We start from the raw sequence: 16,613 nt of genomic DNA on the forward strand, positions 1-16,613 counted from the left end.
GTTCAAGGACGATGACGATGGCCTGGGTTCTTCTCATCCTCCGCGCCGGCGCGGTCGCGGGCGGTGCCGAGTGACGGCGCTCTGCTTCGCGCCCGGTGGACGGCGCGACGCCGATCTCATCCCCCTGCTTCAACGCGACGAGGACGATCCGTCGGTCCAGGCCCCGGCGGATGTCCCGCGCCACGGCGGTGTGCTCTTCACCGCCCCCGAAGGCGACCCCGCCAGCGTGACGCTGGGCCGGTGCCGGCTCTCCTCCTTCCCGCGGGTGATCGACGACTTCTCGGGCACCAACGTGCCGTCGCTCCTGCGGCTCCTGGCCAAGGCGAAGAACATGGACGGCCCGGACGACATCGCGGGCGCGCTGCCCGCCGCCCTGTCCGGCGCCAGCCAGCACTATGTCGAGATCAGCGTGCTCCTTCTCCTGCTCCCGCTGGTGGGACGGGCGGCGAAGGAGGCGGTGAAGTCCGCCGTCGCGGGCTACGCGCGGGACTATCCCGGGCAGGTGCTGGCGTGCCTCGATGAGCAGGAGCTCATGATCGGCGTCCTCGATCCGGACAACACACGGGACGGTGGCACGCCGGATCCTGGACTTGAACGATTGAAGCAGCTGCACGACGAGGGCGCCGACCGTTTCGAGAAGCGCTCCAGCAAACGCCGGCAAGGCTTCTTTGCCCTGCTCAAGCACAACCTGGCGAACAAGCTGCGCCGCAAGCTGAGCAATGGCGACCTGCGCAAGGCGTTCGAGGACGAGGTGAAGGCGATCCTTGACCAGCGTCTCGAGCAAGATCCGCAGTCGGTGACCTGCGAACTCCTTTATCGCTTCCACCTCCTGAGCAAGGCGGAAACCGGATGCGAACTGGCCAAGCAGGCCCGCCCCGCCGCGCTGCTGACCGCCGCGGGCATGTCCGGCATGGTGGCCGGCATGGTGGAGTCCGTCGCCGCCGCCGCGTCCGACGCGGGCGCGGAGGCCTGCGGGGCCGCGGGGAACATCACCGGGCAGGCCATGGCCTCCGGCGCGGGCAAGATCCTCGAGACCACCGCCACGGGTCTCCTGCTTGGCGCGCAGCTGGCGCAGGGAACCTCGGGCATCTTGAACGGCCGCATCCACCACGCCCAGCGCCAGCAGCTCCTCGAGGACGCGGAGGCCGTGCGCGCGATCGCCCCGCAGTTGCCTGGAGCCACGGCCCGGGTCTTTGAGCAGGACTTCCGGTCGCGCTCGTCCGACGGTCTCCGAAGCCAGGTCTGTGATGCCGGATTGGCGGCCGGCCAGGCCATCATGGCAGGCACGGGCATCGCGACCCTCGCCACGGGCGGCCTGGCGGCGCCGGTTGCGATGCCGCTGGCCGCGTCCGGCGCCACGCTCACCGTGGCGGCCAGCGTGGGAGCGGCGGCCAACGAGACGCGCCAGGACCGCTACCTGGGTGAGGGCGCGGACGCGCCGGTCAAGGCCAAGCTCCGTCAGGGGGACTTCGGCGATCGCCTGCGCACCACGCCGATCGACACGGTCATCGGCGGCGTCTCGACCGACTACCTCAACCATCATCAGTTGGCGGTGCAGACGCGCTTGTGGCGCGACATCCTGAAGGTGCTCAAGGCCGAGCACAAGACGGGTGCCAACGCGCCCGTCTCCGCGGAGCAGCGCCAGCAGCGCGTGCGCGCGCGCAACGAGTCGCGCGGCGCAAAGCGGACGCTGCTCGGCGAAGGCGTCGGGCGCCTGCACGACCTGCGCGAGCAGAGCTATCCGCGGAGCTGGTTCCGGGGCTCCGCGCTGGAGCTCCAGGAGCGCTTGCACCTCCAGCTCCAGCGCCACCCGGCGGCGGCCCTCATCGACGCACTGCCGGGGTTCCGCCGCGAGGTGCTGTTCAAGACGGCCTCCGACCTGACCCGGAGCGCCGATCCCGAGGTCAAGGCCCTGTTCCACGGCGCGGACCGCCGCCTGCGGCCGCGCCTGCACGACGACGCCACCTTCTTCCGGCTCGTGAACGGGAACGCCGAGGTCTACGCGGCCTACCTGCGGCGGCACAACGAGGCCCTGGCGCGCCATCTGGAGCAGGCCAACCTGTTCGCGCGCGCCGACAGCGGCAACGCGCTGGCGGACCTGGCCCACACGAAGCGGCATCTGGACACGGGCCGGTTGTCCGGACGCGCGTCCGGACGCGCCAGGGGATGACGAAAAAGGGGCCGCCTCGCGGCAGCCCCTTCCGGTTCATCCCTCCCCGCTCGCGCGGGGACGCGCGCGGCGATCAGCCGTGCTTCGCGTCGAAGAACTGTTCGTCCTCCGTCGAACCCTTCAGCGCCGCGGTCGACGCCTGTGCCTCGATCGTGGTGGTGACCGCGTCGAAGTAACCCGTGCCCACCTCACGCTGGTGCTTCACCGCGGTGAAGCCCTTCTCGGCGGCGGCGAACTCGGCTTCCTGCAGCTCCACGAACGCGCTCATGTTGTTGCGCGCGTAACCGTAGGCCAGGTTGAACATCGAGTAGTTCAGGCTGTGGAAGCCGGCCAGCGTGATGAACTGGAACTTGTAGCCCATCGCGCCGAGCTCGCGCTGGAACTTGGCGATGGTGGCGTCGTCCAGGTTCTTCTTCCAGTTGAAGCTGGGCGAGCAGTTGTAGGCCAGGAGCTTGCCCGGGAACTTGGCGTGGATGGCCTCGGCGAAGGCCTTGGCGAAGGCCAGGTCGGGCTTGCCGGTCTCGCACCAGATCATGTCGGCATAGGGCGCGTAGGCCAGGCCGCGGCTGATCGCCTGGTCCAGGCCGTTGCGGGTGCGGAAGAAGCCCTCGACGGTGCGCTCGCCGGTGCAGAACGGCTTGTCGTTGTCATCGACGTCGCTGGTGACCAGGTCGCCGGCCTCGGCGTCGGTGCGGGCCAGCAGCACGGTGGGCACGCCCATGGTGTCGGCGGCCAGGCGCGCCGCGACCAGCTTGGCCACCGCCTCCCGCGTCGGCACCAGCACCTTGCCGCCCATGTGGCCGCACTTCTTCGCGGCGGCCAGCTGGTCCTCGAAGTGCACGCCCGAGGCGCCCGCCTCGATCATGGCCTTCATCAGCTCGAAGGCATTCAGCACGCCGCCGAAGCCCGCCTCCGCGTCCGCGACGATCGGCGCGAAGTAGTCGATGTCGCTCTTGCCTTCGCTCCACTGGATCTCGTCGGCGCGCTTGAAGGTGGCGTTGATCTTCTTGACGACCTTCGGCACCGAGTCCACGGAGTACAGCGACTGGTCGGGATACATCTCGCCGTTGCTGTTGGCATCGCCGGCGACCTGCCAGCCCGACAGGTAGATCGCCTTCAGGCCGGCCTTGACCTGCTGCATGGCCTGGTTGCCGGTCAGCGCGCCCAGCGCGTTGATGAAGGGCTCGGTGTTGACCAGGCTCCAGAGCTTCTCCGCGCCGCGCTTGGCCAGCGTGTGCTCGATGGGCAGCGAGCCGCGCAGCCGGACCACGTCCGCCGCCGTGTAGCCGCGCTGGATGCCCTTCCAGCGGGGGTTCTCGGCCCAATCCTTTTCAAGGGCGGCGATCTGCTGTTCGCGGGTCAAGGTCGTCATGGTGAGCTCCTGGTTCGAATGAAGTTGTTGAGGAAGGGGTCGGAAAATCAAAAACCGATGGGCTCAAATCTAGGCGCCTCGCCGCCGCTCGTGGGCGTGAATGTCTTATATAAGACTGATTTTTTAATCCTTACAAATCAACGAGTTGCGAATCAAAAACCGGATCGTGAGAGTAGCTCTTCCATCATGAGAAATCTTGCGGCGGTGCAGCACGCGATGTTTTTGCATGCCGCGAGGCTCTTTTCATGATTTGAAATTCGGCCGGAAATCGAGGCGGTGGCGGAGCTCCCGCGCTTTCACGGCATGAAATCACTGGCCAGCCGCTCATTGGAGTCACTTGCGCCGCCATCGCCGGCAATTCGCGGAGCGATTCGGAACGCCCCGGCCACCGCACTACCGCCTTGTGCCGCGACCTGATTCCAGGCCGCCGCGTGCCGGGACCCGGCCGTGCGTCGCGGCACCGTGGCGATGTCCCGGCACATGCGGCGGCCCTTCCTAGGAGAAAACAATGTTTGCATTGCTTGGCGGTCTGGCTTCCAACGTGGCCGGCAAAGTCGCCACCGACGCGGTGGGTTCCGCGACGAACAGCGTGTCCAACGGCATCAGCGGCCTGGCCCACAAGATGACCGGCGGTCTGATGAACGGCGTGATGGGAACGCTGCGCAAGATGCTCGGCTGATCCCGCATCGCCATGACAAAGGGGCGTCCCACGGGACGCCCCTTTTTCGTTGGCCCGATCCGAAGCCGGATCGGCGGATCTCAGTCGAGCTTGAGCTTCTGCGTCTCGACGACCTTCTTGTAGACCGCGTACTCGGCCTTGATCTGCTCGGTGAACTGCTCCGGCGTGTTGCCGATGACGATGGAGCCGGTCTCCTCGATGCGCTTGCGGACCTCGGGCATCTCGACGGTCTTGCGGGCGGCGTCGTGGATCTTGGCGACCACGTCCTTGGGCAGGTTCTTCGGCCCGAGGATGCCGTAGTACGCCATGCGGTTCACCGGCTCCAGGCCGAGCTCCTTGAAGGTCGGCACGTTGGGCAGCACCGCCAGGCGCTGCGGCGCGGCGACCGCGATCGCGATCAGGCGGCCGTCCTTGATGAAGGGCAGCGCCGACGGCAGGTTGTCGAAGATCATCGGCACCTGGCCGGCGACCGTGTCGTTCAGCGCCGGGCCGGCGCCGCGGTACGGGATGTGGGTGACGAAGACGCCGGTCAGGCTCTTGTAGAGCTCCATCTGCAGGTGGCCGATGCCGCCCGTGCCGGAGGTGGAGTAGCTGTACTTGCCGGGGTTCTTCTTCAGCTCGGCGACGAAGGCCTTGTAGTCCTTGGCCGGGAAGGACGGATGCACCGCGATCACGTTGGGCGTGGCCGCCAGGTTGATGATGGGCGTGAAGTCCGTCAGCGGGTTGTACGGCGTCTTGGGATTGATCGCGGGGTTGGTGGCCGTCGTCGAGACGGTGGCCACGCCCAGCGAATAGCCGTCCGGCGCCGACTTGGCGGTGTCGTTGGCGCCGATGATGCCGCCGCCGCCGGCCTTGTTCTCCACGATCATCGTCTGGCCCAGCGGCCCGGCGATGTGCTGCGCGACGACGCGGGCGACGATGTCGGTGGTGCCGCCCGGGGCGAACGGGACCACCAGCTTCACCGGCCGCGTGGGGTACGACTGGGCGAGCGCCGCGGCGCACGACAGCGAGAGCGTGCCCAGCATCAGGCCGCGTTGAAGGATCGAGCGACGGTTCATGTTCTCCTCGTCTTCCGGAAATGGGATGGATCGATCGGGACAGCTTAAGTATCTCGTCGGTAACAGCGCGCTAGCGGAACTACGTAGAGACCTCACCGGCCGCGCGGCCACCCGCGCTCGCGCCGGAGCCGGCGCCGCGGTCCTGGGCCAGCGCCCAGTCGATGTGTTCGGCCAGCAGCGGCGACGCGTCCGTGCGGGCCGCGGTCAGCGCCGCGGTCATCGCGGCCCGCAGCGCCGGGGCCAGGTCTTGCCGCAGCGCGTTCCCCATGGCCACCGCGAGATTGCGGCGCCAGCGCGCGTGCCCGATGCGGCGGATGGCGGAACCCTCGGTGCGGCGCAGGAAGGCCGCCTCGTCCCAGGCCCAGAGCTCGAGCAGCGTGGCATTGCCCAGCGGCTCGCGCCAGTCGAAGTCCGGCAGCGCGTTCCTGCGCGCGAACTTGTTCCAGGGACAGGCGAGCTGGCAATCGTCGCAGCCGTAGATGCGGTTGCCGATCGCCTCGCGGAACTCGAGCGGGATCGGCCCGTCCTGCTCGATCGTCAGATAGCTGATGCAGCGCCGCGCGTCGAGCCGGTACGGGGCGACGATCGCCCCGGTCGGGCAGGCGTCGAGGCAGGCGCGGCATTGGCCGCAGTGCGCGGTCACCGGCTCGCTGGGCGGGAGCGCGAGGTCCAGGTAGATCTCGCCGAGGAAGACCATCGAGCCGCTGTCGCGATGCAGCGTCAACGTGTGCTTGCCGCGCCAGCCGATGCCGGAGCGGCTCGCGAGCTCGACCTCGAGCACCGGCGCGGAGTCGGTGAACACGCGGTGCCCCGTCGGCCCCAGGCGCTGCTGCAGACGGTCCGCGAGCTGCTGCAGCCGCTGGCGCAGCACCTTGTGATAGTCCCGGCCCCGCGCGTAGAGCGACACCTGCGCGCGCGCCGGCTCGCGCATCGCGGCCCATTCGCGCTCCTGCCAGTGGGGGCCGGCGGCTTCGGGCAGGTAGTCCATGCGCGCGGTCAGGATGCTGATCGTGCCGGGCACCAGCTCGGCCGGACGCGCGCGCTTGAGCCCGTGCGCCGCCATGTACTGCATCTCGCCATGGAAACCGGCCGCCAGCCAGGCCTGCAGACCGGCCTCCGCATCGCTCAAATCGACGTGGGCCACCCCAATCTGTGAGAATCCGAGCTCATGCGCCCAGGCGCGGACCTCGACCATCAGCGCGGCCAGCGCGTCGGGGTCTCGGGAGGGGCTCGGGGTCGCGTCGCCGGACGCGCCGGGCCGCGGGGTGTTGATCAAGGAATTCATCGCTGTTGAGCATTCTAGAAACCCGCCCATTCCGTTGGCCCGACGAGGCCGCCTGCGAACGCTTCGCGCAGGCGCTGGCCCGCTGTCCCCAGATCGCAGACCTGAGCATCGAACTCGATGGCGGACTGGGCGCGGGCAAGACCAGCCTGGTGCGCCACCTGCTGCGCGCGCTGGGCGTCACCGGCCGCATCAAGAGTCCCAGCTACGCCGTCGTCGAGGACTATGCCCCGCCGCTGCTGGGCGGGCTGCCGGCGCACCACTTCGACTTCTACCGCTTCAGCGATCCGCGCGAGTGGGAGGATGCGGGCTTCCGCGACCTGTTCGCGGCGCCGGGGCTCAAGCTCAGCGAATGGCCCGACAAGGCGGCCGGCATGCTGCCGCCGCCTGACCTGAAACTGGTGCTCGAGGTCAACGGCGACGACAGCCGCGACGTTCGAGCCCAAGCCCACACGCCGCGCGGCCGGGCGCTGCTGGAGGAGCTCGAGCGGCAACTGACCGCTGCTCCCGGCCCTGCCGCCGCTTCCGATTGATCCGCACGCGACCGCCCCGCCCCACATGAACGGAGCCATGACCGGACTGCCCTCCCCGCCCCTGGACGATCCGGCGAACCCGCCGGGCGATGCCGCGCCGCCCTCGCGCGACCGCCGCAAGGCGCTGCGGCGCATGGGCGCGGTGGTCTTGAGCTTCCCCGTCCTGCCGGCCGTGCCGGCGCTGGCGGCGAGCGCCGCGAACATCGTCGCGGTGCGGGTCTGGCCCGCCTCGGACTACACCCGCGTGACGATCGAGTCCGACCGCCAGCTGGCCGCCAAGAGCTTCATGGCCGCGAATCCGGACCGCCTGGTCATCGACATCGACGGCCTGGAGCTCAACGCCGGGTTGAAGGAGCTGCTGGGCAAGGTCAAGCCGGACGATCCGTACATCGCCGGCGTGCGCGTGGGCCAGAACCAGCCGCGCGTGGTGCGCATCGTGCTGGACCTGAAGCAGGCGGTGGCGCCGCAGGTGTTCACGATCGAGCCGGTGGCGGCGTACCAGAACCGGCTGGTGCTGGACCTGTATCCGACCCGGGAGCGCGACCCGCTGCTGGATCTGGTGCGCGAGAAGGAAGCCGCCGAGACGGCGGCGGCGCAGTCGGTCAATGACGCGCTGGGCGAGCTGATCGGCCGCATCGACCGGCCGCAGACGGCGGCCTCCGCCGCGGCGACGGCCGCGAGCGCCGCCGCTGTAGCCCCTGCGAGACCGGCCAGCGCCGTCGCGAAGATCGAGACGCCGCCGCCGCCGGCGCCGCCGCTGAAGGAGGTCGCGCCCGAGATGAGCCAGGCGAAGCTGGACCGGCTGATCGTCATCGCGATCGATCCGGGGCATGGCGGCGAGGACCCGGGGGCGATCGGCCCGTCGGGCCTGCGCGAGAAGGACATCGTGCTGGCGATCGGCAAGAAGCTGCGCGACCGGCTGAACTCCAACCCGCGCATCCGCGTGATGATGACGCGCGACGCGGACTTCTTCGTCCCGCTGGGCGAGCGGGTGCGCAAGGCGCGTCGGGTGCAGGCCGATCTGTTCGTGTCGATCCATGCGGACGCCTTCATCACGCCGAAGGCGCGGGGCGCGTCGGTCTTCGCGCTGTCCACGGGCGGCGCGAGCTCGACGGCGGCGCGCTGGATGGCGGACAAGGAGAACGCGGCCGACGTGATCGGCGGCGTCAACAGCAAGGCGGTGAAGGACGAGGGCGTGCTGCGCGCGATGCTGGACATGAGCACCTCGGCGCAGATCAAGGACAGCCTGAAGCTGGGCGGCGAGGTGCTGGGGCAGATCGGCAAGCTGGCCAAGCTGCACAAGGGCAGCGTCGAGCAGGCCGGCTTCGCGGTGCTGAAGGCGCCGGACGTGCCGTCGATCCTGGTGGAGACGGGTTTCATCTCGAACCCGGAGGAGGAGTCGCGGCTGCGCGACCCGGACTACCAGGACGACCTGGTCAAGGCGCTGGCGACGGGCATCGCGCGCTACTTCGCGAAGAACCCGCCGCTGGCGGCGAGGCATCGGGCGCTGTGAGCGCGCTCAGGCGCGGCGGCGCACCTTTGCCTTGCCGGACTTGACCGCCGAGGGCGCGCCATCGGGCGACAGCGTTCCCAGTCCGTCCAGGACGATCACCACACCGGCCGCCGTGCGGATCGTGAGCTGAAGTTCCGCCCCCATGGCGGAGACGTACTTCCGCAGCGTGGACAAGAGCATGTCGCTCCGCTTCTCCAGTTGGGTCACCGCGTTCTGCTTGATCTGGAGCACATCCGCCAGCTCGGTCTGGGTCTTCTCCAAGGCCCGGCGGGCATCGGCCAGGGTGTCGGCATAGCGGATCATGTCGTCCGCCATTTCCCGCCCCTTCGCCTCGACCCATGCCCGTTCGTCCGGCGGCAGGTCCGCGATGATGGTTTTCAAGCTACGACCCATCTTCAACTCCTTTGCAGCTTCGTCAGGCCATCGACCGCACGAGCCAGCAACTCGGCGAACCGGCGATCCGCCACCTGGATGAGTTGCTTGTAGAACGCAGCCTGACTCCTGCCCTGCTTCGCCCCGGCCACCAGGACGCAAGCGCGCCGGTCCGGATCGAAGGCAAAAGCCGCTCGCCAGATTTCCCGTCCCGCCCTCGCGGTGAAGCGCAGTTCCTTCATGTTGGCGAATTTCGAGCCATGAAGGACATCGGCGTGCGGCCTGCCAGTACGCGGTCCTGCATGTTCGACGGCGCGCATCGCGCCGATCAGTCCCACGCGGACCTCTCGGTCCAGCTGCTCGAACTCGACATCGAACTCGTCGTGGAGGTAGACCTCCCAGGCTTGCCTTGTGCAGTCAATCGAAGCGCTCACCATAATCCTTGCGTGATATCACGTCAAGGTGATGGTAGAGGGCTCGATGCCGCCCGACGGCATCTCTCCCCCAACACGGCGGTCATTCCACCCGTCAGGGGGCTGACGTCAGCTTGCCGCAAGCGGCAATCAGTCCATGGCGACGATTCGTGCCTTCGGCCACCGCTCCGCGTACCGCTTCGCCGCGATGCGGTCCCTGAAGTTCTGTTCGCTGGCCCGCGTCGGATTGCGGCGCACCACCATGTCGAAGAGGTCATCGAGCCCATGGGGCGCGATCACCTGGATCGCGTCATCGGCATCGAGCCAGAGCGCGACCGAGGTCGCGTACTCCGGCCAACTGCCGACAGCTTCCTCGAGCGAGCGCAACGGCGCCACGGCATGGCCGAAATACGACTCGAACCAGAGATGCACGGCCGCCTGGTTGGTCACCTCCCACGGCAGGCCGGGGAGACGGCCGGACAGCTGACGCTGGAGTTCAGCGTCGCGCTCGGCACGCAGGTCGGCGGGATCGAAGAACGCGACGTCGACATCGGACAAGGCCGATGGCCGCTCATGCCCGCTCAGCGCATCCCACACGAGGTTGCGGATGGCGCCGGCACCGATGCACCAGGACTCGAGGCCCAGCGAGCGCACGGCGCGCAGCGCATCCATGAGCCAAGGAGTGCCGCGCGCGAGCTCGATGAGCCGCGCGCGATGATCGGCGATCACTTGCCCAGCTGCGTCGGCATCGGCGGCGCCGCGGTGCGCTGGATCGGCTTCCACGACTTCAGCCGCTCCAGCACGTTCGCCACCGCCGCCTCGAGCTGGACATCCCGGCCCGCGTTCACCGCCACCGGATCCAGGTCCACGTCGATGTCCGGCGAAACGCCTTCGTTCTCGATGCGCCACTCGCCTTCCGGCGTGAAGAAGCGGAAGAACGGCACCACCAGGAAGCCGCCATCGATCAGCCCCGGATTCGCCGAGATCCCGATCAGCCCGCCCCAGGTCCGCTTGCCGATCAGCGGCCCCAGCCCCGTGCGCTTGAACGCATACGGCATGAAGTCGCCGCCCGAGCCCGCGTCCTGGTCGATCAGCATCGCCTTGGGCCCATAGATCGCGCCGGCCGGCGTGTCGTAGATCAGGCCGTCGCGGTCCTTCCAGCTGCCCAGGTAGCCGCGGTTCAGCAGCTCGATCACGTAGTTCGCCGCCTGGCCGCCGCCATTGCGGCGGTCATCGACGATCAGCGCCGGCTTGTCGACCTGCGCGAAGAACATCCGGTTGAAGTGCTGGAAACCCGGACCCGCCGTGTCCGGCATGTAGACGTAGGCGATCTTGCCGCCGCTCAGGCGATCCACTTCCTCGCGGTTGTGATCGATCCAGGCCCACTGGCGCAGCCGGCCCTCGGTGGCGATCGGCTCGACCGTGACGCGCCGCGCGCCCTGCCCGTTCGCGCTGGCCGACACCGTCAGCTGCACCTGCTTGCCGACCGTGTTCTCCAGCTGCTGGTACAGGTTGTGGGCGCCATCCACCGGCTGGCCGTTGACCGCCAGCAGGTAGTCGCCCTCCTTCACGCCCACGCCCGGCGCGGCCAGCGGCGCCTTCAGGTAGGGATCCCAGCGATCGCCCTTGAAGATCCTCTTGATGCGGTACTTGCCGCCATCCACGCTGAAGTCCGCGCCCAGCAGACCCACCGGGACCTTGGCCTCCTGCTGCACGTCGCCGCCGCCGATGCGGTTGTGGCCCACCTGCAGCTCGCCGATCATCTCGACCAGCAGATCGTTCAGGTCCTCACGGCGCTGCACGCCGGCCACCAGCGGCGCGTAGCGCTTGTACACGCCCTGCCAGTCCAGGCCGTGCAGCTTCGGGTCGTAGAAGAACTCCTTCTCCATCCACCAGGTCTCGTCGAAGATCTGGCGCCATTCCGCGCGCGGATCGATGCGCGTGCGCAGGCCCGACAGGTCCAGGCTCTTGGTGTCGAGCTTCTCGCGCGCGTCGGCCACCTCCAGCCGTCCGCCGCCCAGGTTCAGCAGGATCTTCTTGCCGTCGGCGCTGAGGCTGTAGTCCTGCACCTGCGGCTTGACCAGCTTGGCCTTCTTCTCCTCGAAGTCGAAGCGGTACAGCTCGCCCTTGCCGCCGTCGCCGCCCTCGGCGTCGATCGACACGCCGGGCTGCCGGCGCTCGATGTAGAACAGCGCGCCGTCGTCCGCGACGCCCAGGTTGTCGTAGCGCGCCGTCGCCACCGGCAGGCCGACGATGCGATCCTTCAGGCCCGCGAAGTCGATGCGCACCGGCTTGGCCTTGGGCTTGGCATCCTTGCCGTCGTCCTTGCCGGACTTCCCGCCCTTCTCTTCCTTGCCGTCCTTGGCGTCCTTGCCGTCGCCCTGGCCCTTCGCGTCCTTGTCGCCGTCCTTCTCCCCGTCCTTGCCCTTGCCGGACTTGTCGGCGTCGCCGTCCTTCTTGTCCTTGCCGTCCTTGCCGTCTTCATCGCCGGCCTTGGGCTCCAGCGGCGACTTGCCGTCGGCGCGCAGCACGGCGGCGTACAGGCCCATGCGCAGCGAGCGCTCCTGCGTCGACATGTCCAGGCCCACCTGCGCCGGCCCCGAGTTGACCGACGCGGCGAAGAACAGCAGGTCGCCCTTGGTCGAGAACACCGGCAGGTTGGCGTGGCTCAGGCCATCGGTGACCAGGTGCTGCTGACCGGTCTGGAAGTCGACGACCTTGATCTGGCTGAAGAAGTTCCTGCCCACCACGGTGTAGGCCAGGAAGCGGCCATCCGGCGAGAAACTGACGTCGATGCCGGCGCGGCGCTCGCTGGTGTCGATCTTGACGAGCTTGCCCGCCTGCGCGCCCTGCAGCGGCAGCTGGTACAGGTTGAGGTGGTTGTCCTGCAGCACCAGGCGCGCGCCATCGGGCGCCCAGTCGAGCAACGTGTAGTAGCCGGTCTCGGGCAGCAGCAGCTTGCGGGTGGGCTTGTCGGCCTGGTCGCCGAGCTGGTCGCGGATCACGACCTGATGGCGCATGCCGGGCTCGTCGGAGACATAGGCGACCTGCTGGCCATCGGGGCTCCAGATCGCGTCCTTCTCGCGCACGCCCGAGGTCTGCGTCAGGTTGCGCACGACGCCGTCCTTGACGGGCACCGTGAAGACCTCGCCGCGCGCCGTGATCACCGCGCGCTTGCCGGTGGCCGACAGCGCCGAGCTGGTGATGGTCTTGGACGCGTCCTTCCACTGCACGCGGGCCTGGTTGCCGGACTCGTTCAGCGCGACGCTGATCACGCGCGCCGTGCCCCCTTCGAGGCCGATCTCCTTGAGCTGGCCGCCCGCCTCGTAGACGATGCGCCCGTCGCGGCCGTCGGCGCTGCGCACGTCCCAGACGGTTTCCTTCGTCAACTGGCGCAGCGCCTTGGTCTTCGTGTTGAACGCGAAGAGGTTGGCCGCGCCGTCGTTGCGATCGGAGATGAAGACGACCTCGTCGCCCATCCAGATCGGGTTGTTGTCGGTGGCGTTGACATGCGGGATCTGCTCCCAGGTCTTGCCCTTGGGATCGAGGATCCAGATCGGCGGCGTGGTGCCGCCGCGGGTCTGGCGCCAGCCGCTGGTGCCGTTGTAGGCGGCCTGGTAGGGCCGGTACGCGAGCCGCGTGCCGTCGGGCGACCAGGCGCCCTCGTAGGCGACGGCCTCCATGACCTTGTGCTCGAAGCCGCCTTCCAGCGCCACCTCGAACAGCTGCTTGCTGCGGTTGTTCAGCACCTCGCGGTTGGAGGCGAACAGCACGCGCCTGCCGTCGGGGCTCCAGCCGGTGACCTGGTCGGCGGCGGGATGCCAGGTCAGCCGGCGCGGTTGACCGCCGGCCGCGGCGATCACGTAGACATCGGTGTTGCCGTCATAGCCCGCGGAGAACGCGACCCACTGGCCATCCGGCGAGAAGCGCGGCGCGAACTCGGGCGCGGCGTTGCCGGCGAGGCGGCGCGGCTGGCTGCCATCGCGATTGGCGATCCACAGGTCGCCGCCGTAGACGAAGGCCAGGTGGCGGGCCGAGATGGCGGGCTCACGCAGCAGCATCGTGACGGCGGGGGCGGGAGCCGCTGGAGCGACCTGTGGGGCCGGTTGTGCCGGTTGTGCCTGTTGGGCTTGGGACGGCGCCGCCGCGATCGCGGCGGTCAGGCTCAGGGCCACGGTGATGGCCTGGCTGAGAGTGCTGAGTTGCATGGGCTTTGTCGGCGGTGAAAAGCAGCGGGCGAGGATAGCCCTCCGATGTCACCGTGACGAAACGCACCCCAGGGGTTTGCGCGCTTGGCGGGTCGGTGTTTTCCCTTTGCGGACCACCCCGTACTGCGCCGGCCGGAGCGTTGGCCGCCGGGGCATGGGGCCGCAGGCGTCAAGCGCCTGAACCCCAAGCCCCACCGTCCCCGACCGCTCGTGGTGCACGTCCATTCAGACCGCGGGTTTCGCGCGGGAGGCGCGCCAGCCGCCGTAAAGAGCGATCAGGCCGGGGATCAGGATCATGGCCCAGATGATCTTGGACAGATGGGTCTGGACGAACGGGATGTTGCCGAACAGGTAGCCCGCGAGCGTGAGGCCGATGACCCAGATCGCGCCGCCGGCGACGTTGTAGGCGGTGAAGCGGCTGCGGGTCATCGCGGCGACGCCGGCCACGAAGGGCGCGAAGGTGCGGATGAAGGGCATGAAGCGGGCCAGGACGATGGTGATGCCGCCGTGCTTCTCATAGAACTCGTGGGCGGCGTCGAAGGCGCGCTTGTTGAAGAAGCGCGACTGCTCCCACTGGAAGACCTTGGGCCCGAAGTGACGCCCGATCGCGTAGTTGCACTGGTCGCCGAGGATCGCCGCCGCGAGCAGCACCGCCATGGCGAGCGGCAGGTTCATCATGCCGGCGCCGCACAGCGCGCCGACCACGAACAGCAGCGAATCCCCGGGCAGGAAGGGCATGACGACCAGGCCCGTCTCGACGAACACGATCAGGAACAGCAGCGCATAGACCCACACGCCATAGGCGGTGACGAACTCGGCCAGATGCTTGTCGACGTGCAGGATGAAGTCGAGGAGGAATTGCAGCAGATCCATGGGCGCGGATTATGGCGGCCGGTTCCTTATGCACTCGTGAAGAAACGTCGCCCGCGGTGACTGGGAAATGCTGTGTGGCCGACCGCACCGAAAGCCGTCCCGCGCGGCGCCGGTTGGCCGACCCTTCTACAATCCGCCCCCATGGACGACACCCTCGCCCCCACGGCGAACGCCGCGGCCGACCCCGCCGCCTCCGCGACGCGGCGCGCGATCCGCGAACTCCCCGATGAACTGATCTCCCAGATCGCCGCCGGCGAGGTCGTCGAGCGCCCGTCCTCCGTCGTGCGCGAACTCGTCGACAATGCCCTGGACGCCGGCGCCGGCCAGATCCAGCTCAAGCTCGTCGCCGGCGGCATCCGCAGCCTCATCGTCGAGGACGACGGCCACGGCATCCCCGACGCCGAACTGCCGCTCGCCATCAAGCGCCACGCCACCTCCAAGATCGGCAGCCTCTCCGACCTCGAGGCCGTCGCCACCATGGGCTTCCGCGGCGAGGCCCTCGCCGCCGTCTCCTCGATCGCCGAACTGGCCATCGTCTCGCGCCACCACGGCGCCGCGCATGCCTGGCGCCTGGAGGCCCGCACCGGCGAGCTCAGCCCCGCCGCCCGCGCCCGCGGCACCTCCGTCGAGGTGCGCGAGCTGTTCTTCAACACCCCCGCCCGCCGCAAGTTCCTCAAGAGCGAAGGCACCGAGCTCGCCCACTGCCTGGAGGCGCTGCGCCGCCACGCGCTGGCCCGCCCCGACGTCGGCTTCGCGGCCTGGCACGAGGGCAAGCTGGTCGACCAGTGGCGCTCAGCGCCACTGCCGCAGCGCATCGCCGAAGTCCTCAACGAGGAATTCATCGCGCAGAGCCGCGAGGTCTTCGCCGAGGTCGGCCCGATGCGCATCCACGGCCGCGTCGGCCTGCCCGAGGCCGCGCGCAGCCGCGCCGACATGCAGTACGTCTACGTCAACGGCCGCTACGTGCGCGACAAGCTGATCGCCCATGCGATCCGCTCCGCCTTCGACGACGTGCTGCACGGCCACCGCCAGCCCAGCTACGTGCTGTTCCTCGACGTCCAGCCCGAGCTGGTCGACGTCAACGTCCATCCGACCAAGATCGAGGTCCGCTTCCGCGACGGCCGCGAGATCCACCAGCAGGTGCGCCGCGCCGTCGAGGCCGCGCTCGCGCTGTCGCGCAGCGAGCAGGCCCAGCAGGCCGCCGCCGCGCCCGCCGACGCCGGCGGCCGCCAGCGCTGGACCGGCACGCCCGCCTGGGAGCGCCCGATGGCCGGCGCCGAGCCGTCCGCCACCGGCACCCCGCCCTCGGGCACCGCGGCCTACGAGCCGCCGGCGCCCTATCTCGCGCCGTCCGCGCGCTTCGCCGGCCCCGAGGGCTGGCGCGCGCCCATCCCGACCCGCGCCCAGACCGCGCTCGCGCTCGAACAGGCCGAGGCGCTCTACGCGCCCGCGCCCGCCGGCAGCCTGCCGGCCGCCCCTTCCGCCACCCGGTCGATGCCCGGCGCCGCCCCGGCGATGCCGCTGCCCGCGAGCCAGGCCGGCGAATGGCCGCTGGGTCGCGCCATCGCGCAGATCCAGGGCATCTACGTGCTGGCCGAGAACGCGCAGGGCCTGGTCATCGTCGACATGCACGCGGCGCATGAGCGCGTCGTCTACGAACGCCTGAAGGCCGCGCTCGGCGAGACCCGCATCGACGCCCAGCCGCTGCTGATCCCCGTGACCTTCGCCGCGACGCCCGCCGAGATCGCCACCGCCGAGGCCCACGCCGATACGCTGCGCCGCCTCGGCCTGGACATCGCGCCGCTGTCGGCCAAGGTGCTGGCGGTGCGCGAGCGCCCGGCGCTGCTGGCCGGCGGCGACGTCGTCGAACTGGCTCGCGGCGTGCTGGCCGAACTGGCGCAATTCGACGCCAGCCACGCCATCGAGCGCGCCCAGCACGAGATCCTCGCCACGATGGCCTGCCACGGCGCGGTGCGCGCCAACAGACAATTGACGATCGACGAGATGAACGCGCTGCTGCGCGACATGGAACGCACCGAACGCGCCGATCAGTGCAACCATGGCCGTCCGACCTGGCGCCAGCTCACGATCCGCGACCTCGACGCGCTGTTCCTGCGCGGCCGCTGAGTTCAGGCACTCA

13 protein-coding genes are annotated in these 16,613 nt (G+C 69.4%); 5 read left to right on the plus strand and 8 right to left on the minus strand.

Going from position 1 to position 16,613, the window contains the following annotated elements; translation table 11 throughout:
- The first annotated feature begins 70 nt into the window (after nt 1-70).
- Nucleotides 71-2,170 carry a hypothetical protein gene (locus ACEN96_RS18035; RefSeq protein ID WP_495584451.1) on the plus strand — a complete coding sequence of 700 codons (2,100 nt, stop codon included), beginning with the start codon at nt 71-73 and terminating at the stop codon, nt 2,168-2,170.
- 73 nt (nt 2,171-2,243) lie between these two features.
- Here ACEN96_RS18035 and aceA read toward each other — a convergent pair whose 3' ends face one another.
- The gene (gene aceA / locus ACEN96_RS18040; RefSeq protein WP_495584452.1) at nt 2,244-3,542 is read right to left on the minus strand and encodes an isocitrate lyase; all 1,299 of its coding nucleotides are present in this window, start codon (nt 3,540-3,542) and stop codon (nt 2,244-2,246) included.
- A gap of 508 nt (nt 3,543-4,050) precedes the next feature.
- On the opposite strand from aceA, the gene ACEN96_RS18045 reads away from it, so the two are divergent.
- The gene (locus ACEN96_RS18045; RefSeq protein WP_495584453.1) at nt 4,051-4,221 is read left to right on the plus strand and encodes a hypothetical protein; all 171 of its coding nucleotides are present in this window, start codon (nt 4,051-4,053) and stop codon (nt 4,219-4,221) included.
- Between the two features lie 80 nt (nt 4,222-4,301).
- Here the strand turns inward: ACEN96_RS18045 and ACEN96_RS18050 are convergent, their stop codons facing one another.
- Entirely contained in the window at nt 4,302-5,246 is a 945-nt protein-coding gene (locus tag ACEN96_RS18050) for a tripartite tricarboxylate transporter substrate binding protein BugE (protein WP_495588638.1), read from the minus strand.
- A gap of 112 nt (nt 5,247-5,358) precedes the next feature.
- Nucleotides 5,359-6,474: a tRNA epoxyqueuosine(34) reductase QueG gene (gene queG / locus ACEN96_RS18055; RefSeq protein WP_495588639.1), complete on the minus strand. Its 1,116-nt coding sequence runs from the start codon at nt 6,472-6,474 to the stop codon at nt 5,359-5,361.
- Between the two features lie 95 nt (nt 6,475-6,569).
- Here queG and tsaE point away from each other — a divergent pair, with 95 nt between their 5' ends.
- Together tsaE and ACEN96_RS18065 are read left to right on the plus strand one after the other, a co-directional pair.
- Nucleotides 6,570-7,094, plus strand: a complete 525-nt coding sequence (tsaE, locus tag ACEN96_RS18060; RefSeq protein WP_495584454.1) for a tRNA (adenosine(37)-N6)-threonylcarbamoyltransferase complex ATPase subunit type 1 TsaE — start codon at nt 6,570-6,572, stop codon at nt 7,092-7,094.
- Nucleotides 7,095-7,131: 37 nt separating this feature from the next.
- Nucleotides 7,132-8,607, plus strand: coding sequence for an N-acetylmuramoyl-L-alanine amidase (locus ACEN96_RS18065; protein WP_495584455.1), 1,476 nt, complete (start codon nt 7,132-7,134; stop codon nt 8,605-8,607).
- 6 nt (nt 8,608-8,613) lie between these two features.
- On the opposite strand, the gene ACEN96_RS18070 is transcribed toward ACEN96_RS18065, so the two are convergent.
- The 5 genes from ACEN96_RS18070 to ACEN96_RS18090 form a co-directional block, all read right to left on the minus strand.
- Entirely contained in the window at nt 8,614-8,988 is a 375-nt protein-coding gene (locus ACEN96_RS18070; RefSeq protein ID WP_495584456.1) for a helix-turn-helix domain-containing protein, read from the minus strand.
- Nucleotides 8,989-9,002: 14 nt separating this feature from the next.
- A complete protein-coding gene (locus ACEN96_RS18075) occupies nt 9,003-9,413 on the minus strand; it encodes a type II toxin-antitoxin system RelE/ParE family toxin (RefSeq protein WP_495584457.1) in 411 nt (136 codons plus the stop codon).
- 129 nt (nt 9,414-9,542) lie between these two features.
- Complete coding sequence (locus ACEN96_RS18080) at nt 9,543-10,064, minus strand: nucleotidyltransferase family protein (RefSeq protein ID WP_495588640.1); 522 nt, start codon at nt 10,062-10,064, stop codon at nt 9,543-9,545.
- Between the two features lie 53 nt (nt 10,065-10,117).
- Nucleotides 10,118-13,600: a S41 family peptidase gene (locus ACEN96_RS18085; RefSeq protein ID WP_495584458.1), complete on the minus strand. Its 3,483-nt coding sequence runs from the start codon at nt 13,598-13,600 to the stop codon at nt 10,118-10,120.
- A gap of 225 nt (nt 13,601-13,825) precedes the next feature.
- Nucleotides 13,826-14,473: a DedA family protein gene (locus tag ACEN96_RS18090; protein WP_495584459.1), complete on the minus strand. Its 648-nt coding sequence runs from the start codon at nt 14,471-14,473 to the stop codon at nt 13,826-13,828.
- Between the two features lie 141 nt (nt 14,474-14,614).
- Here ACEN96_RS18090 and mutL point away from each other — a divergent pair, with 141 nt between their 5' ends.
- Entirely contained in the window at nt 14,615-16,600 is a 1,986-nt protein-coding gene (gene mutL / locus ACEN96_RS18095) for a DNA mismatch repair endonuclease MutL (protein WP_495584460.1), read from the plus strand.
- Nucleotides 16,601-16,613: the final 13 nt, after the last annotated feature.

This window comes from Roseateles sp. Mitsp63 (assembly GCF_059491535.1).